15 protein-coding genes are annotated in these 17156 nt (G+C 65.5%); 8 read left to right on the top strand and 7 right to left on the bottom strand.

Going from position 1 to position 17156, the window contains the following annotated elements; translation table 11 throughout:
• The first annotated feature begins 5 nt into the window (after nt 1-5).
• On the top strand, nt 6-575 hold the full coding sequence (locus EUV02_RS09780) for a HutD/Ves family protein (RefSeq protein ID WP_135246042.1): 570 nt from the start codon (nt 6-8) through the stop codon (nt 573-575).
• Nucleotides 576-1494: 919 nt separating this feature from the next.
• Here the strand turns inward: EUV02_RS09780 and EUV02_RS09790 are convergent.
• A complete protein-coding gene (locus tag EUV02_RS09790; protein WP_135246044.1) occupies nt 1495-1797 on the bottom strand; it encodes a hypothetical protein in 303 nt (100 codons plus the stop codon).
• A gap of 64 nt (nt 1798-1861) precedes the next feature.
• Here EUV02_RS09790 and dgcA point away from each other — a divergent pair, with 64 nt between their 5' ends.
• Nucleotides 1862-2842 (top strand): N-acetyl-D-Glu racemase DgcA, encoded by a 981-nt coding sequence (dgcA, locus tag EUV02_RS09795; RefSeq protein WP_135246045.1) that lies wholly within the window; start codon nt 1862-1864, stop codon nt 2840-2842.
• 3 nt (nt 2843-2845) lie between these two features.
• On the opposite strand, the gene EUV02_RS09800 is transcribed toward dgcA, so the two are convergent.
• The 4 genes from EUV02_RS09800 to EUV02_RS09815 all read right to left on the bottom strand — a co-directional run bounded on the left by EUV02_RS09800 (nt 2846) and on the right by EUV02_RS09815 (nt 6031).
• Nucleotides 2846-3391 carry a hypothetical protein gene (locus EUV02_RS09800; RefSeq protein ID WP_135246046.1) on the bottom strand — a complete coding sequence of 182 codons (546 nt, stop codon included), beginning with the start codon at nt 3389-3391 and terminating at the stop codon, nt 2846-2848.
• A 419-nt stretch (nt 3392-3810) separates the two neighbouring features.
• Nucleotides 3811-4986 (bottom strand): acetyl-CoA C-acyltransferase, encoded by a 1176-nt coding sequence (locus tag EUV02_RS09805; protein ID WP_135246047.1) that lies wholly within the window; start codon nt 4984-4986, stop codon nt 3811-3813.
• 26 nt (nt 4987-5012) lie between these two features.
• Entirely contained in the window at nt 5013-5558 is a 546-nt protein-coding gene (locus EUV02_RS09810) for a carboxymuconolactone decarboxylase family protein (RefSeq protein WP_166430588.1), read from the bottom strand.
• A gap of 11 nt (nt 5559-5569) precedes the next feature.
• Entirely contained in the window at nt 5570-6031 is a 462-nt protein-coding gene (locus EUV02_RS09815; RefSeq protein WP_135246049.1) for a MaoC family dehydratase, read from the bottom strand.
• Nucleotides 6032-6146: 115 nt separating this feature from the next.
• Between EUV02_RS09815 and EUV02_RS09820 the strand changes: the two genes are divergently transcribed.
• The 3 genes from EUV02_RS09820 to EUV02_RS09830 all read left to right on the top strand — a co-directional run bounded on the left by EUV02_RS09820 (nt 6147) and on the right by EUV02_RS09830 (nt 11364).
• Nucleotides 6147-9143: an L-glutamate gamma-semialdehyde dehydrogenase gene (locus tag EUV02_RS09820; protein WP_166430589.1), complete on the top strand. Its 2997-nt coding sequence runs from the start codon at nt 6147-6149 to the stop codon at nt 9141-9143.
• 246 nt (nt 9144-9389) lie between these two features.
• Entirely contained in the window at nt 9390-10157 is a 768-nt protein-coding gene (locus EUV02_RS09825; protein ID WP_135246050.1) for a Coq4 family protein, read from the top strand.
• A gap of 154 nt (nt 10158-10311) precedes the next feature.
• Nucleotides 10312-11364 (top strand): NAD(P)-dependent alcohol dehydrogenase, encoded by a 1053-nt coding sequence (locus EUV02_RS09830; protein ID WP_207790153.1) that lies wholly within the window; start codon nt 10312-10314, stop codon nt 11362-11364.
• Here EUV02_RS09830 and metW read toward each other — a convergent pair.
• A complete protein-coding gene (gene metW, locus EUV02_RS09835) occupies nt 11361-11951 on the bottom strand; it encodes a methionine biosynthesis protein MetW (RefSeq protein WP_135246051.1) in 591 nt (196 codons plus the stop codon). The genes EUV02_RS09830 and metW overlap by 4 nt on opposite strands.
• On the bottom strand, nt 11948-13072 hold the full coding sequence (gene metX / locus EUV02_RS09840; RefSeq protein WP_135246052.1) for a homoserine O-acetyltransferase MetX: 1125 nt from the start codon (nt 13070-13072) through the stop codon (nt 11948-11950). Before metX ends, metW begins: the two co-directional genes overlap by 4 nt.
• Nucleotides 13073-13187: 115 nt before the next feature.
• On the opposite strand from metX, the gene EUV02_RS09845 reads away from it, so the two are divergent.
• The 3 genes from EUV02_RS09845 to EUV02_RS09855 all read left to right on the top strand — a co-directional run bounded on the left by EUV02_RS09845 (nt 13188) and on the right by EUV02_RS09855 (nt 17150).
• Nucleotides 13188-14927 carry an N-acyl-D-amino-acid deacylase family protein gene (locus tag EUV02_RS09845; protein WP_135246053.1) on the top strand — a complete coding sequence of 580 codons (1740 nt, stop codon included), beginning with the start codon at nt 13188-13190 and terminating at the stop codon, nt 14925-14927.
• Nucleotides 14928-15125: 198 nt separating this feature from the next.
• Nucleotides 15126-16235 carry a histidinol-phosphate transaminase gene (hisC, locus tag EUV02_RS09850; RefSeq protein WP_135246054.1) on the top strand — a complete coding sequence of 370 codons (1110 nt, stop codon included), beginning with the start codon at nt 15126-15128 and terminating at the stop codon, nt 16233-16235.
• Complete coding sequence (locus EUV02_RS09855; RefSeq protein ID WP_135246055.1) at nt 16236-17150, top strand: prephenate/arogenate dehydrogenase family protein; 915 nt, start codon at nt 16236-16238, stop codon at nt 17148-17150.
• Nucleotides 17151-17156 lie beyond the last annotated feature (6 nt).

The following is a 17156-nucleotide window of genomic DNA, read 5'->3' on the forward strand; positions in this document are numbered from 1 at the left end:
ATAAGATGGTGCAATTGTTACATCCCCATGAATATCGCCCCATGCCCTGGCGCAATGGCGGCGGCGTGACGCATGAAATCCATGCGGCACCCAGCACGCATGACGATCATGATTTCGACTGGCGCGCCAGCATCGCCGTTGTCGATGTCGATATGCCGTTTTCCGAATACCCCGGTGTCGACCGCAGCCTCGCGCTGCTCGGTGACGGCGGCGTGTCGATGGTCCACAACCGCGTCGGCGTCGCGATGACGCCGCACTCGCCGCCGTTCACCTTCGCGGGTGAGGACGACGTCGAAATGGCCGTCGCCGACAAGCCGGTGCTGGTTTTCAATCTGATGAGCCGGCGCGGCGTCAAGCATTCGCTCAGCCGCAAGACCTGCTCGCCCGAAACGCGCTTCGGCCGCACCGACAAGACGCAACTGCTGTTCGCCCTCGAAGACGATCACCTGATCGTCGACGGCGTCCCGCGCCCGCGCCACAGCAGCGTCGTCATCAAACCCCACGGCCACGGCGGCCCCGACCTCGATATCGCGTTCGCCGGTCACGGGCCGGTGCTACACGCCGAGATTCACTAGATTTTTCAAGGGCCTCCGGCGGGCAGGGCCTTGGCCCTGCACCCGATTTTTTAGGGGTGTCGCTGCATAGCTGCCTGTCAGCTAGCGACCCCATTGCGGACATATCGCGTACAATGATGAGCCTATTTACGTGCGTGAAAATATCCGATCAGCCATCTCCAAGCTCTGAAGACTGGTTCGAGTATCAGAGAGAGGGCCAGCAGCACCCAACTGAACCGAGACTCCCAGTAGTTCATCAGCTTTTGGGTGGCTGTCGCGCAGTAGGTGATACCTTTCACCTCGATGGTAACAAAGTTTATCGGGCAAGGTGGGTTGAGAGTATGCGGCCCGGATGTAAACTGGACCGCATGCCACCCGATCAGTATCGCGATAGCAAATAGCCCGAGGCTGACCAACGTTACCCAATTAGGCACTACAGAACGGTCCATATTGCAGATATACCACCATAATGTTCACTTGGTTAGGCCGGGTCACCCCGTAGTCGTCATTCGTAAATGACTGACCAAATGTGTAAGCTGCCGTCTAGGTATGGCGCTTTGCAATTGCCAAAACCCAAGCAATTGCGGGCAACATGATCAGAAGTGGCCATTCGTTAGCATCTGATATGCCCATAGATTTGAGGATCATCTGCCCAAAAATAATCGCGCCGACTGTACCGAGAGCAAAGGTCGCTATCAGTGCGAACCCTTTCCAGTGGCATGGCATATAAGACCATAGAACTTTCTCAAACCATATCTCGCGGTTCAATTTCAGGCCTTCTATCCAAATAGTGCACAAACGAATTTACCTTGATGGGCGCAATCGTTCAATGTCTGCATCGAGCATTTTTGCTTTGAAAGCTGCCTGTCAGCTAGCCACCCCATTCCAGTCATTCCAAAACAATCGGGTGCAGGCCTCAGGCCTGCCCGCCGGAGGCTCTTCAGGGATTCGCCCGCAGATGGTCGGCGATTTCGTCGAAGAAGCGTTCGAGGTTGTGGATGACGTTGACCTTGAACTCGTAGTTCACCTCCGGCGATGACGAGTCGATGATTTTCGATTCATCGACCTTTTCGGTGTAGAGCCCGGCGAGCGTTTCGACATAGGCGGGGGTCAGGTCGATCTGCTTCATTTCGTGGAGGATGCGCAGCTGGATGATCATCATCTGGCGCACCAGGATTTCGAGCGCGGTGATGCGCGCGACGGTGGCGACCGGATCGAGCTGGATTTCTTCGTCTTCTTCCATGGCTGCCTCCGGATTTGGTGAGCGCAGTCTAGCGCAGGCGCGGGCGGCCCGATAGACGTTTGCCATGACCATACAGCTTTCCGTGCGCATCGAACGCTTTCCGGTGCGCGGTGCTTTCACCATTTCGCGCGGTGCCAAGACACATGTCGATGTCGTGGTGGCGGAAATCGATGACGGGGCGTTGCGCGGGCGCGGCGAGGCCACCGCGATCTATTACCGCGGCGAGACGGCCGAGAGCGTGGCGGCGGCGGTCGCGGCGCAGGCCGATGCGGTGGCCGGCGGTGCGTCGCGGGCTGACCTGCTGACGTTGATGCCGCCGGGCGCGGCGCGCAACGCCGTCGATGCGGCGCTGTGGGATCTGGAGGCGAAGGCGTCGGGGCTGCCGGTGTGGCAGACGCTGGGGTTGCCGCAGCCGCGGCCGCTGCTCACCGCCTACACGATCAGCCTTGGCGAGCCCGGCGTCATGGAGGCGGCGGCGCGGGCGGCGGGCGGTTATGAACTGCTCAAGCTGAAACTGTCGGGGGAGGGCGATGTCGAGCGCGTCGCTGCCGTCCGGCGCGGCGCACCGCATGCGCGGCTGGTCGTCGATGCCAATGAGGCCTGGGGCGATCAGGATATCGAGGCGCTGTCGCACACGATGGCGGGCTTGCGCGTCGAGCTGATCGAGCAGCCGGTGCCGCATGGGCAGGATGCCTTGCTCGACGGGGTGAAGTCGGCGGTGCCGCTGTGCGCCGACGAAAGCGTCCATGACCGCGCCAGTCTCGACGTCGTTATCGGCCGCTACCGCTTCATCAACATCAAGCTCGACAAGGCCGGCGGGCTGACCGAGGGCCATGCGCTGGCGCACGCCGCGAAACTGCGCGGGATTGGCATCATGACGGGGTGCATGCTGTCGACGTCGCTCGGCGTCGCGCCGGCATTCTATGTCGGGATGCAGAGCCAGTTCGTCGATCTCGACGGGCCGCTGCTGATCGAGGACCGGCCGGCGGGCATCGCGTTTTCGGGCGGCGAGATGTCGCCGCCCGAACGCGAATTGTGGGGTTAAGGCTTACTTCGCCAGCGCCGCAGCTTGCGACTGGAGCTGCAGGATCGGCAGGCCCGAAGCGAGCTTGAGGTCGATCAGCATCTGCAGGCGACGGTCGATCTGGAAGAAGGTGGCGGTCTTGACGCCCGGCAGCACCTTGCCGACGATCGGCACATACTTGGCACGCAGCGACGTCACCTTGACGTCGACAGCGAGCCAGCGCGTGATGAAGCTGGTGGCGCCCTTGTCGTCATACTTGCCGAAGGTGTTCACATATTCGGCGATCAGCGCGTACTTTTCGTCGTTGATGACGGTGAGTTCGGCGACATACTTGTCATAGATCGGCCAGAACTTGGTAGCTTCGGCGTCGGTCAGCACGAGCGTTTCGGCAACCATTTGCTTGCGGGTCGAACGCAGTTCGGTGCGCAGGCCTTCGAGGTCGGCGGCGGTGAGCGGCGCGTCGGCGCTGGCGGCAGCGGTGGTCGTCGGTGCGGCGGTCTGGGCGCTGACCGGGGCGAAGGTCAACGTGGTGGCGGCGAGCAGTGCTGCGGCGATGAGCTTGATTTGCATCGAGGGGCTTCCCTTTGGATTGGCGTGCAGCGGAGGTGCTGCGGGCCCAAGGGTGCCTGGTCTGGTTGTGTGCCGCCCCCGGACGCGGATTGCCCTAGCGGGATGCACCGTTTGGCGCAAGATGTGTTGGAGATTCCTCCCCTTTGGGGGGAGGGCGACTCGGCGTCCTCGCCGAGCGGGGTGGGGGTGCGGATGGTGAAGGCGTGCGGTGCGCTGACCTTGGGTACCCCCACCCCGCTCAGCTGCGCTGAGTCGCCCTCCCCGCAAGGGGGAGGGGGAGTAAGTAAGGGCGTCGTGGCAAAGCCACGCCGTGGGACGCGTTCGGCGGGATTTACCCGCCGCCCCGCCGGCCGGGCTTGACGCGAGTCCGCGCCTCATCTGCGATTGCGAAGGGCAATCCCCGATTAGGCGCTGGCCGCTTACAAGACCTCGAAGAGTCCCGCCGCACCCATACCGCCACCAACACACATGGTGACGACGACATACTTCACCCCACGGCGCTTGCCTTCGATCAGCGCATGGCCAGTGAGGCGCGAGCCGCTCATGCCGAACGGGTGGCCGATCGAGATGCCGCCGCCGTTGACGTTGAGCTTGGCGTGGTCGATGCCGAGCTTGTCGGCGCAGTAGAGGACCTGCACGGCGAAGGCTTCGTTGAGCTCCCAAAGCCCGATGTCATCGATCTTGAGGCCGTACTGCTTCAAAAGCTTCGGAATGGCATAGACCGGGCCGATGCCCATTTCGTCGGGTTCGAGACCGGCGACCGCCATGCCGCGATAGGCGCCGAGCGGCTGCAGGCCGCGACGGGCAGCTTCGCCGGCTTCCATCAGCACGCAGGCGCTCGATGCGTCCGACAGCTGGCTGGCATTGCCGGCCGTGATGCAGCCGCCTTCGATGACCGGCGACAGGCCCTTGAGGCCGGCCAGCGTGGTTTCGGGGCGGTTGCCTTCGTCCTTGGTCAGCGTGACGTCGTGATAGGTGACTTCCTTGGTCTCCTTGTTGGTCATCGCCATCTTGCTCGGCAGCGGCACGATTTCATCGTCGAACTTGCCGGCCTGCTGCGCGGCAGCGGTGCGCATCTGCGATTCGAAGCTGTATTCATCCTGGCGGTCGCGGCTGACGTTGTAGCGCTTGGCGACGATTTCGGCGGTCTGCAGCATCGGCATGTGGATGGCGGGGTGCATCGCCACCAGCTCGGGGTCGGCGCCGTTGTTCATGCGGGCGTTCATGATCATCGAGATCGAATCGACGCCGCCGCCGACGCAGATCTGCATGCCGTCGACGATGATCTGCTTGGCCGCCGTGGCAATCGCCATCAGCCCCGAAGCGCACTGGCGGTCGAGCGACTGGCCGGCCACCGAAACCGGCAGGCCGGCGCGAAGCAGCGCCAGGCGGGCGATGTTGCCGCCCTGGACGCCCTGCTGAAGCGCGGCACCGAAGACCACGTCATCGACTTCGGCACCTTCGATGCCGGCACGCTTGACGGCGTGGGCGATCGAGTGGCCGGCAAGCGTCGGCGACGGGGTGGCGTTGAACGCGCCGCGATGGGCCTTGCCGATCGGGGTACGCGCGGTGGAAACGATGACGGCTTCACGCATGGAAATAATCCTTCAAAAATCTTGGTTCAGGCGGTCGGAATGGTCGCGGTGCCGGCTTCGTTGGGCAGCGCGAACGCACCGCACAGCAACGACACCGAATGATAAAAGCCGACCAGCTGGACGATTTCGAAGCGCTGGGATTCGTCGAACGACGCCGACAGCCGCGCATATTCGGCGTCCGACAGCTTCTTGTTGGCGAGCAGCGCATCGACGGTGGCGATCAGTGTCGCCTCGGCGGTGTTCCAGCTGCCGTCATCACCGTGGCCCAATGCCAGCGACTTGACCTGTGCATCGGTCAGTTCGGCCTTGGCGGCGAAATGCTTGATGTGCAGGCCCCATTCGTAGCTGTTACCGCATTTGGCGACGGTGCGATCGATAACGATTTCCTTGTCGCGCATGCCGAGCGGCCCACGGCCGGCCATCGAGCCGCCCATGAACTTTTCGAGCGCGCGCATCGACTTGCCGAGCAAGGTGAACAGCGCCAGCGGCTCGGCGCCGGGGGCAGTGATCTTCTCCGCAACGGCGGCAAATTCAGGCGGATAGGGCTTGGTGAGCAGTTCGATGCGGGCCATGTGAATTCTCCTTAGATGTACGCCAGCGTCAGCCATTCGGCGACGAGCGCGGGCTTGTCGCTGCCTTCGATTTCAACCGAGACTTCGGTCGTCGTCTGCACCGAGCCGTCCTTGCGAACTTCGACATTGGCGAGCTTGAAGCGGCCGCGGACCTTGCTGCCTGATTTCACCGGCGCCATGAAGCGCACTTTGTTATGGCCGTAATTAACCCCCATCTTGGTGCCCGCGAGGCCGGGCAGCGCGCCGTAGGACATCACCGGCAGCAGCGACAGCGTCAGATAGCCGTGCGCGATGGTGGTGCCGAACGGTGTCGCCTTGGCGCGTTCGGGGTCGACGTGGATGAACTGGTGGTCGCCGGTCGAATCGGCAAAGGCGTTGATCTTCGCCTGATCGACTTCAATCCAGTCGGAAACGCCGACTTCGGTGCCGACGAGCGCCTGATATTCAGCCAGGCTGAGTGCATTGCGTGCCATATAATCTTCCCCAAAAAAGACTCAGGCTCGTTGCGGCCCGAAGCGCAGCCTTATCGGCGCAGGTAACGTAAGCGTCAACTATGCTCTGGACATGCGCCCGTCGTATGACAGCGTCATGACGAGCCAGACTGCTGCCCGCGCCGCGATGCGTGCCCTTCACCGTGCCCCCGAAACCCAGGTGCTGAACGCGCTGCTGCCTGCCGCGCGGCTCGACAGCGCCAGCCGTGACCGCATCAATTCCCGTGCGCTGGGGCTGATTGCCGACCTGCGTGCGGCGCAAGGCTCGGGCTGGGTGAACCGCTTCCTGCAGCAATATCGCCTCAACACGCAGGAGGGGATTGCGCTGCTGTCATTGGCGGAGGCGTTTCTGCGCGTCCCCGATGCCGATACCGCCGATCTGTTGATCCGCGACAAGATCGGTGGCGCCGACTGGGGCGCGCACACCGGCCAGTCGGATTCGCTGCTGGTCAACTCGGCGACGTGGGGGCTGGTGCTGACGCGCGCGGTGGTCGGTGACAATGCTGGTGGCCGCGCGTCGGTGCTCAAGAACCTGATTGCCCGCTCGGGCGAACCGTTCGTGCGGCAGGCGGTTGGCGCCGCGATGCGGATGATGGGGCAGATTTTCGTCATGGGCCGCACCATCGACGAAGCGCTCGCACGCGCCGATGACGCCGAAAACCGCGGCTTCACCGCGAGCTTCGATATGCTCGGCGAAGCGGCACGGACCTATGCCGATGGCGCACGCTATTATGACAGCTATGTCGCCGCGATTGCCGCCACCGGCAAGCACAGCAACCGCATCGGCCATTCGATTTCGGTCAAGCTGTCGGCGCTGCACCCGCGCTATGAAACCGCACACGCCGCCAAATGCGTCCCCGAACTGACCGGGATGGTCGTGGCACTGGCCCGCCAGGCCGCCGGGCTCGGCATCGGGCTGACGGTCGATGCCGAGGAAACCGAACGCCTCGACATGTCGCTCGACATCATTGGTGCCGCCGCACGCGCCCCCGAACTGGCGGGCTGGGACGGCTTCGGCATGGCGGCGCAGGCCTATGGCAAGCGCGCCAGCGCGGTCATCGACTGGGCGCAGGCGCTTGGTGCCGACACCAAACGCAAACTCACCGTCCGGCTGGTCAAGGGCGCCTATTGGGACAGCGAGATCAAGCGCACGCAGGTCGAGGGGCTGCCCGATTATCCGCTATTCACGCGCAAATCGGCGACCGATGTCAGCTATCTGGCGTGCGCGAAGAAGATGCTGGCCAGCCCGAACCTCTATCCGGCGTTTGCGACGCATAACGCGCTGACGGTGGCGACGCTCGCCGAATGGGCGGGTGACCGCCGCGACTTCGAGTTCCAGCGGCTGCACGGCATGGGCGAGGGGCTGTACGAGCGCATGGTGCGCGAGCAGGGCTATCATTGCCGCAGCTACGCCCCCGTCGGCGGCCACCGCGACCTGCTGGCATATCTGGTGCGCCGGCTGCTCGAAAACGGCGCCAACAGCAGCTTCGTGCATCAGCTCGCCGACGCTAATGTCTCCGACGCCGACCTGCTCGCCGACCCGGCGATGAAGATCTTGTCGGTCGGCGTCACCCCGCATCCGTCGATCCCGCTGCCCGCCAATTTGTATGGTGAGGAACGCATCAATTCCGCCGGCCTCGATCTCGCCGACGCCCAGCAACTGGAGGCAATCGTCCACGCCATGACCAAGGTTCCCAGCGTCAAGCTGCCGCCGGCCAGCAATCCCGCAGCGGTCGCCAAAGCCATCGGCGTCGCGCACGCCGCCTTCCCGGCCTGGGACGCAACGCCGGTCGCCGAACGCGCCGCCTGCCTCGACCGGCTCGCCGACCTCATGGAAGCGCAACGCGACGAGCTGATGGCGCTGTGTGTCGACGAGGCCAAGAAGACCATCCCCGATTCGATTGCCGAGGTGCGCGAGGCGGTCGATTTCTGCCGCTACTATGCGGCGCGGGCGCGGGTCGATTTCGCGACCATCGCGCTGCCCGGGCCGACGGGCGAACGCAACGAACTACATCTGGCCGGCCGCGGTGTGTTCGCGTGCATCGCGCCGTGGAACTTCCCGCTGGCGATTTTCGTCGGGCAGGTCGTTGCGGCGCTGGTCGCGGGCAACACCGTCGTCGCCAAGCCGGCGCCGCAGACGCCGCGCGTGGCAGCCTATGCTGTGGCGCTGGCGAAACAGGCGGGCATTCCCGACGGCGCGCTGCAACTCGTCATCGGCGGTGCCGAAGCCGGCGCTGCGCTGACCGGTGATGCGCGCGTCATGGGCGTGGCGTTCACCGGCTCGACCGGTACTGCACGGGCGATTGCGCGCAGCCTGCTCGACGATGAAACCCGCCCGCTGGTGCCGTTGATTGCCGAAACCGGCGGACTCAACGCGATGATTGTCGATTCGACCGCGCTGCCCGAACAGGTGGTCGTCGATGTCGTGACCAGCGCGTTCCGCTCGGCCGGGCAGCGCTGCTCGGCGCTGCGCTTGCTGCTGCTACAGGAAGACATTGCCGACAAGACACTCGAAATGCTCGCCGGCGCGATGGACACGCTTACCGTCGGCGCACCCGGCGACCCGCGCACCGATGTCGGGCCGGTGATCGACAAGGCGGCGCATGACAAGTTGGAAGCCTATCGCCAGTCGATGAAGTCGCGCTGGATCCACACGACTTCAGTGCCCCCAGAAGGCAATTTCGTCGCGCCGACCGCAATCCGCCTCGACAAGATTTCGGACATGACATCGGAATGGTTCGGGCCGTTGTTGCATGTGGTGACGTGGAAGGCCGGGACGCTCGACGCCACCATCGCCGCGATCAACGCCAGCGGCTACGGGCTGACGATGGGCCTGCACAGCCGCATCGCCTCGACTTCGGAGCGCGTACAATCGCTGGCGCGCGTCGGCAATCTCTACATCAACCGCTCGATGATCGGCGCTGTTGTCGGCTCGCAGCCGTTCGGCGGCGAGGGGCTGTCGGGCACCGGCTTCAAGGCCGGCGGGCCGCATTACCTGCTGCGCTTTGCCACCGAACGCACCGTGTCGATCGACACCACCAGCGCCGGCGGTAACGCCAGCCTGCTCAGCATCGAAGACGCCGCGACGCACTGACCTCCCTCCCCCTTGCGGGGAGGGCGACTCGCCAGTTGGCGAGCGGGGTGGGGGTGCTGCGGTTGTTAGTGCAGAACCGCCGCGTCCCGCATGGGCTGTTGGGCATAGCGGCATTGACCTACCCCCACCCCGCTCGTGGCAAGCGCCACGAGTCGCCCTCCCCGCAAGGGGGGGGAGGGAAAGTGGCGTGCTCGCTGCAACAAGCGCTCTTGCCGACTCGCGCAAAAGTGCGTAGTAATACTCCGCATGAACGCCATGACCCCTCCCGCGGCTTTTAAGCCCGACACCAAACTCCAGCCGCTCAAGCGCGACTGGCCGACCGCACTCAAGGCGCTGCGCAAGCTGCTCGGCGACAAGGACGACACCGTCCAGGTTTTCGAAATCATGCGTGCGCTCAACGGCCGCGCCACCCGCGACGGCTATGACAAGCTGCTCGGCACGCTCGGTGGCGGTCGCATGGCGTATGAACGCCGCGAGCTGTCGGCCGTCCTGATGGACCGCGAAGCGCTGGCGAAATACCCCGCCGGCAGCCTGGCCGCGCACTATCTGGCGTTCACCGCAAAGGGCCAGATCGATGCGCAGGGCCTCGCCGATGTCAGCCGCCAGGTCGAACGCGACAGCGGCGTCGATCTCGCACACCCCTACGCCTGGTTCGGCCGCCGCACCCGCGACGTCCATGACTTCTGGCATATCCTGACCGGCTATGACCTGACCGGCCTCGGCGAAGCCTGCCTCGTCGCCTTCTCCTACGCACAGACCCGCGCAATGGGCTGGGCCGTGATCGCCACCGGCGCCGCACTGCGCGGCGTCCGCAACCCCAGCGCGCCCTACGCCCGCGCCATCTGGGAAGGCTATCAGCGCGGCAAGTCGGCCAAATGGCTGCTCGCCGAGGACTATGAAGCGATGCTGGGCGAACAGCTCGAACCGCTGCGCGCGCGGCTGGGGCTGACGCCGCCGGTGCTGTTCGATTCGATTCCGGTCGAGATCCGCAATAACGGGTTGCCGAAGGACTAAGGGCCTCCGGCGGGCAGGCCTGAGGCCTGCACCCATTTGAAGCGCGCATAACAATTGGGTGCAGGGCCTGAGGCCCTGCCCGCCGGCGGCCCTTCAAGCTTGCCTTAAAGTTCCAGCCGTCTAACTTGCCCCAAAATATTCTGGGGAGATGACGATGACCGCGACGATGCAGGCCTTGCAAATGGTGGCCTGGCAGCAGCCGCCCGAGCTGCGGACGATTCCCATTCCCGAGCCCGGCCCCGGCGAGGTGCTGATCAAGGTCGGCGGTGCGGGCCTGTGCCATTCGGACCTGCACATCATGGAAACGCCGGGCGAGGCGATCGGCTGGGCGCTGCCGTTCACGCTGGGGCATGAAAACGCCGGCTGGGTCGAGAAGCTCGGCCCCGGCGCGACAGGCTTTGCGGTCGGCGACGCGGTCATCATCTATGGCCCCTGGGGCTGCGGCACGTGCCGCAACTGCAAGGCTGGCATGGACAATTATTGCGAGAACAGCGTCGGCGCGACGCAGGGTGGCGGGCTCGGGCGCAACGGTGGCATGGCGCCGTATCTGCTGGTGCCGTCGACGCGGCATCTGGTGCCGCTGGGCAAGCTCGATCCGCGCGACGCGGCGCCGCTGACCGATGCGGCGCTGACCAGCTACCACGCCGTCAAGCGCTCGGTGCACTTGCTGGGCGATGACAGTACCGCTGTGGTCATCGGCATCGGCGGGCTGGGGCAGATGGCGGTGCAGTGCGTCAAGGCGCTGAGCCCGAAGACCCGCGTGATCGCCATCGACAGCGCCGCCGACAAGCGCGCCGCAGCGCTCGCGATGGGCGCCGACGAAGCGCTTGAGCCCGGCGACGCCGCGATTGCACGCGTCAAGGCCGCGACCAACGGGCAGGGCGCGCAGCTAGTGCTCGATGTCGTTGGCGCCGATGCGACCTTGGCGATGGCGGCCGCGATGGGCCGGACGCTCGGCCATATTACCATCGTCGGGCTGGCGGGCGGGGCGCTGCCGGTCAATTTCTACACGGTGCCGCACGAATGTTCGGTGTGCTCGCCGTACTGGGGCAGCGCCGGTGAGCTCGCCGAAGTCGTGGCGCTGGCGCAGGCCGGCAAGATCAAGCTGACGACGCAGCGCTTCAGCCTCGATCAGGCGGTGGCGGCGTATGACAAGCTGCACCACGGCCAGATCGCCGGGCGCGCGGTGGTGACGCCGAACGGTTAGGCGCGCCGCAGCACGAACACAGCCTGCTCGGCGAGCAGATTGGCGAACGCGCCGCCGCGCTGCTGGCCGCCCGACAGGAATGCCGCGCTTTCGATGACGAAGCCGTGCGCGGCGACCGTCGCGCGGAAGTCGTCAATCGTACACAAATGGATGTTGGGGGTTTCGTGCCACGACACCGGCAGCGTCCGCGTCACCGGCATGCGGCCGCCGAACAGCAGCGCCAGCCGCACGCGCCAATGGCCGAAGTTGGGGAAGCTGACTACCGCGCGCCGGCCGATGCGCAGCATTTCGCCGAGCACCGCGGCGGGTGCGCGCATCGCCTGCAGCGTGTTCGACAGGATGACCACGTCGAAGCCGTCGGCGGGGTAGTCCACAAGGTCGGTGTCGGCGTCGCCCTGCACGACCGACAAGCCGCGCCCGACCGCACTCGCGACATCCGCCGCGTCGAGTTCGATGCCGCGGCCGTCGATTGCCGCGGTGGCGCGCAGCTCGGCGAGCAGCGCCCCGTCACCGCAGCCGATATCGAGCACACGCGCGCCCTGCGGCACGACGGCGGCAATCGCCGCAAGGTCGGGGCGCAGGCTCATAGGGTTTCCACCGCACGCAGGAAGCCATCGACGACGCGGTTCATTTCGGGCGCGTCGAGCAGGAACGCGTCATGGCCGTGCGGGCTTTCGAGTTCGACGAAGCTGACATGCGCATTGGCGGCATTGAGCGCGCGGACAATGCGGCGCGATTCGCTCGTCGGATATAGCCAGTCGGAGGTGAACGACACCAGCGCGAAGCGTGTCGCGGTGTTGGTGAAGGCGTTCGCCAGCCGGCCGCCGTGCGCCTCGGCCATGTCGAAATAGTCCATGGCGCGGGTGATGTAGAGGTAGGAGTTGGCGTCGAAGCGTTCGACGAAGCTCAGGCCCTGGTGGCGCAGATAGGATTCGACCTGGAAGTCGGCGTCGAAGCCGAAGCTGAGCGCGTCGCGCGACTGCAGCCGGCGGCCGAACTTCGCGGTCAGGCCTTCCTCCGACAGATAGGTGATGTGCGCGGCCATGCGTGCCACCGCCAGACCCGCCGTCGGGGCACCGACGCCGTAGTAGTTGCCCCCGGCCCAGTTGGGGTCGGCCATGATCGCCTGGCGCCCGACTTCGTGGAACGCGATATTCTGAGCCGAATGACGTGCGGCGGTGGCAATCCCGACCACCGAGCGCACGCGCGTCGGATAGGTCGCGGCCCATTCGAGCGCCTGCATGCCGCCCATCGAGCCGCCGACGACCGCCAGCAACGTGCCGACGCCGAGGTGATCGAGCAATGCCGCCTGTGCGCGCACCATGTCGCGGATGGTGATGACCGGGAACGCCATCGCGTAGGGCTTCCCTGTTGCCGGATCTGTGCTGCCCGGCCCGGTGCTGCCCATGCAGCCGCCGAGGACATTGGCGCAGACGATGAAGTGGCGTGCCGGATCGATGGGTTTGCCTTCGCCCACCAGCCGGGTCCACCAGCCCGGTTTGCCGGTGCGCGGATGGTTGGCCGCGACATGCTGGTCACCAGTCAATGCGTGGCAGATCAGAATGGCGTTCGACGCATCGGCGTTGAGGGTGCCGTAGCTTTCATAGGCGATTTCGACATGGGCCAGCGCCGCGCCCGAATCGAGCGCGAGCGGCAGCGCCAGCGTCACCCGCCGGTCGAGCCCGAAGCGTTGGTCATGTGCGTTCATCGCCCAAGCGGTTACGGGCTGCGACCGACGAGTGCAAGCGTCGCGCAACGCGCTTCCGTCAACGTCAATCTGTGATACGCTGGCGAAAACGAGACAAGCTCTGGGGAGAGTCGAAATGCATGATCTGGTCATTCGCGGCGGCACGATTGTCGATGGCAGCGGCGGCAAGCCGTACACCGGCGATGTCGCCATCGACGGCAACCGCATCAGCCTGGTCGGCACGGTGACCGCCAAGGGCCGTGAGGAAATCGATGCCACCGGCAAGATCGTCACCCCCGGCTTTGTCGATATCCACACGCATTATGACGGCCAGGCGACCTGGGATTCCGAAATGGGCCCGTCGTCGTGGCACGGCGTCACCACCGTCGTCATGGGCAATTGCGGCGTCGGCTTCGCACCCGCCAAGCCTGACAAGCATGAATGGCTGATCGGGCTGATGGAAGGCGTCGAGGACATCCCCGGCACTGCGCTCGCCGAAGGCATGACCTGGGACTGGGAGACCTTCCCGCAGTATATGGACGCGCTCGAAAAGCTGCCGCGCACTGTCGATGTCGGCACCCACGTCCCGCACGGTGCGGTGCGCGCCTATGTCATGGGTGAGCGCGGCGCCAACAACGAAGCGCCGACCGAAACCGACATCGCGCAAATGTCGAAGATCGTCGAGGAAGGCCTGCGCGCCGGCGCGCTGGGGTTCTCGACGTCGCGCACCATCCTGCACAAGTCGGTCGACGGCGTGCTGGTGCCCGGCACCACCGCGACCAAGGAAGAACTGCTCGGCATCGGCCGCGCCATGGGCCGCGCCGGCCACGGCGTGTTCGAAATGGCGAGCGACCTCAAGCGCGAATGGAACGAATTCGAATGGATGGGCGACCTCAGCCGCGAAACCGGCATGCCCGTCACCTTCGCGGCGCTGCAGTCGATCGCCAAGGAACTGCCGCTCGACGAGCAGATTTCCGAAATGCGCGCGCAGAATGCGAAGGGCGCGAATATCGTCGCGCAGATCGCGCTGCGCGGTAACGGCATCGTCATGGCGTGGCGCGGCACCGTACACCCGTTCCGCCTGAAGCCCGCCTGGGCCGAAATCGCCGAACTGCCGTGGGCCGCGCAATACGCCAAGCTGCAGGACCCGGCGTTCCGCGCGCGGATGATTGCCGAGGAATCGGTCTATCCCGAAACCGATGTGCTGCCGCTGCTGCAGGTCGTCACCGGCGGCTGGTTCACCCAGTATGAAATGGACGAAGGCTTCAACTATGAGCCGACGCAATCTGAATCGATCATGGCGCGCGCTGCTGCCGCGGGAGTGTCGGGCGCCGAATATGCCTACGACCTGCTGATGCGCAACGACGGCGCCGGGTTCATCTATTTCCCGGTCCTGAACTACGCCGACGGCAATCTCAACTTCCTCGAATCGCTCCAGACCAGCGACGATTGCGTCAACTCGTTGTCCGACGGCGGCGCGCATTGCGGCACGATCTGCGACGCTGCCTCGCCGACGTTCATGCTCGAATATTGGGTGCGCGACCGCAAGCAGGGGCGCATCACGCTGGAAAATGCCATCAAGCGCCAGTGCCGCGACACCGCATTGCTCTACGGCCTCGAAGACCGCGGGCTGCTCGCACCGGGCTATCTCGCCGACGTCAACGTCATCGACATGGACCGTATCAAGCTCGGCAAGCCGTGGCTGGCGTTCGACCTGCCCGCCGGCGGCAAGCGACTGCTGCAAAAGGCCGAGGGCTATGTCGTGACGGTCAAGTCGGGCGAAGTCACCTTCCGCGATGGCGTGGTGCAAGCGGCGCGCCCGGGCCGCGTCATCCGTGGGCCGCAGTCGGCTGAACTGGCGATGGCGGCCGAGTAGGGCAGGGAAGAGCCTCCGGCGGGCAGGGGCTTGCCCCTGCACCCATAAGATTGCGGCGGAGCCATTGCGGCTGGCGCTACGGGTGAGGCACCGGCCTGAATTTCGGGTGCAGGGGCAAGCCCCTGCCCGCCGGAGGCCCTGTCACCTCATCGCCGCGCCCCTTGCGCAGCGCGCCGCAACGCGGCTAAAGCCGCGGCCATGACCAGCACCCCGAAGATGAAGCCGTGGATCGATGCGATTCACGCCTATACACCCGGCAAGTCGAAGCTCGACGGTATCGCCGAGCCCGTCAAACTGTCGTCGAACGAGAACCCGCTTGGGCCGAGTCCCAAGGCGATTGCCGCGATGGGCGCGATTGCCGGCCAGGCGCATCGCTACCCCGACGGCGCCTCGGTGGCGCTGCGCGAGGCGATTGCCGGACTGCACGGGCTGGAGGCCGACCGTATTGTCTGCGGCACCGGGTCGGACGAGATTTTGCAACTGCTGGCGCTCGCCTATGCCGGCGTCGGCGACGAAGTGCTGTTCGCGCGCAACAGCTTCATGGTCTATCCGATTGCCGCGCGTCGCGCCGGTGCAACGCCGGTCGAGGCGGCCGACAATGACTATGCGGCCGACGTCGATGCGCTGCTCGCTGCCGTTACGCCGCGCACCCGCATTGTCTATCTCGCCAACCCCAACAACCCGACCGGCACGCTGATTTCGGGCGCCGAAGTGCGGCGGCTGCACGCCGGGCTGCGCAGCGATATCGTGTTTGTCTATGACGCGGCGTACGCCGAATACATCGACGATCCGGCGTATGAGACAGGGTTCGAACTGGCGCGCGACCATGACAATGTCATCGTCACGCGGACGTTTTCGAAGATCTACGGGCTGGCCGCCGAACGCATCGGCTGGGGCTATGGCGCGCCGGGCATCATCGATGCGGTCAACCGCATCCGTGGCCCGTTCAACGTGCCCAGCGCCGGTGGTGCAGGCGCGCTGGCGGCGATTGCCGACCAGGACTGGATCGCCAAGTGCCGCACGCACAACGCGCAGTGGCGGACGTGGCTGGCGGGTGAAATTGCCAGCATGGGCAACGCCGGGCTGCGCGCCATTCCGTCGGCGGGCAATTTCATTATGATCGAATTCCCGGAATCAGGGCCGGTGACCGCCGACGGCGCCAACACCGCGTTGATGGCGGCGGGCTATCTGGTGCGCTGGTTGCCGGGGCAGGGGTTGGGCCGCTGCCTGCGCATTTCGATCGGCACCGAGGCCGAAACGCGCGGTGTTGCCGCCGCGCTGCGCGCCTATGTCGAGGGCGCCGCGTAGGTGCTGCCCTTCGAACGCGTCGCCATTATCGGCATGGGGCTGATCGGCTCGTCGCTGGCGCGCGCGGTGCGGGCGCTGATGCCGACGGTGCGCCTGACGGTGCATGACGCCGATGCTGATGTGCGCGCGCGCGTGCTGGCGCTCGATCTGGCTGACGATGTTACCGATACAGCGGCGGCAGCAGTGGTCGATGCCGACCTGGTGGTGCTATGCGTGCCGGTGCGCGCGATGCGGGCGATTGCCGAAAGCTTCGCTGCGGATTTGAGCCCCGGCGCGGTGGTGTCCGACGTCGGTTCGGTCAAGGGCCAGGTGCTGACCGACCTTGGCGCGGTGCTGCCCAAGGGTGTCGCGCTGGTGCCGGCGCATCCGGTCGCGGGCACCGAAAAATCGGGGCCTGACGCAGGCTTTGCGACGCTGTTCGCCAACCGCTGGTGCATCCTGACGCCGGGGCCCGACGCCGATCCTGCGGCGGTGGCGCGCGTCGATGCGTTCTGGACGCGGCTCGGCGCCAATGTCGAAACAATGACGCCGGCGCACCATGACATGGTGCTCGCGGTGACCAGCCATTTGCCGCATCTGATCGCCTATTCGATCGTCGGCACCGCGTCGGATCTGGAGGGCGTGACAAGCTCCGAAGTCATCAAATATTCCGCGGGCGGCTTCCGCGACTTCACCCGCATCGCGGCGAGCGACCCGGTGATGTGGCGCGACGTGTTCCTGACCAACAAGGACGCGGTGCTCGACGTGCTGCAACGCTTCAGCGAGGATTTGACCGCACTGCAACGCGCCATCCGCTGGGGCGACGGTGAGTTCCTGGAGGCGCTGTTCACGCGCACCCGTGCGGTGCGCCGCACCATCATCGATGCCGGGCAAGACACCGACGCCGACGACTTCGGCCGCCCGCACGGGAGTTGAGGCGGC

The organism is Glacieibacterium arshaanense (assembly GCF_004681125.1).
Lineage (GTDB): Bacteria > Pseudomonadota > Alphaproteobacteria > Sphingomonadales > Sphingomonadaceae > Polymorphobacter_A > Polymorphobacter_A arshaanense.

Excerpts from the sequence above, each read along its gene's own strand:
- hisC (WP_135246054.1), top strand. The coding sequence starts at position 15,126 with ATGACCAGCACCCCGAAGATGAAGCCGTGGATCGATGCGATTCACGCC.
- dgcA (WP_135246045.1), top strand. The coding sequence starts at position 1,862 with ATGACCATACAGCTTTCCGTGCGCATCGAACGCTTTCCGGTGCGCGGT.
- metW (WP_135246051.1), bottom strand. The coding sequence starts at position 11,951 with ATGAGCCTGCGCCCCGACCTTGCGGCGATTGCCGCCGTCGTGCCGCAG.
- EUV02_RS09825 (WP_135246050.1), top strand. The coding sequence starts at position 9,390 with ATGAACGCCATGACCCCTCCCGCGGCTTTTAAGCCCGACACCAAACTC.
- EUV02_RS09830 (WP_207790153.1), top strand. The coding sequence starts at position 10,312 with ATGACCGCGACGATGCAGGCCTTGCAAATGGTGGCCTGGCAGCAGCCG.
- EUV02_RS09790 (WP_135246044.1), bottom strand. The coding sequence starts at position 1,797 with ATGGAAGAAGACGAAGAAATCCAGCTCGATCCGGTCGCCACCGTCGCG.
- EUV02_RS09815 (WP_135246049.1), bottom strand. The coding sequence starts at position 6,031 with ATGGCACGCAATGCACTCAGCCTGGCTGAATATCAGGCGCTCGTCGGC.
- EUV02_RS09780 (WP_135246042.1), top strand. The coding sequence starts at position 6 with ATGGTGCAATTGTTACATCCCCATGAATATCGCCCCATGCCCTGGCGC.
- metX (WP_135246052.1), bottom strand. The coding sequence starts at position 13,072 with ATGAACGCACATGACCAACGCTTCGGGCTCGACCGGCGGGTGACGCTG.
- EUV02_RS09805 (WP_135246047.1), bottom strand. The coding sequence starts at position 4,986 with ATGCGTGAAGCCGTCATCGTTTCCACCGCGCGTACCCCGATCGGCAAG.
- EUV02_RS09810 (WP_166430588.1), bottom strand. The coding sequence starts at position 5,558 with ATGGCCCGCATCGAACTGCTCACCAAGCCCTATCCGCCTGAATTTGCC.
- EUV02_RS09820 (WP_166430589.1), top strand. The coding sequence starts at position 6,147 with ATGACGAGCCAGACTGCTGCCCGCGCCGCGATGCGTGCCCTTCACCGT.
- EUV02_RS09845 (WP_135246053.1), top strand. The coding sequence starts at position 13,188 with ATGCATGATCTGGTCATTCGCGGCGGCACGATTGTCGATGGCAGCGGC.
- EUV02_RS09800 (WP_135246046.1), bottom strand. The coding sequence starts at position 3,391 with ATGCAAATCAAGCTCATCGCCGCAGCACTGCTCGCCGCCACCACGTTG.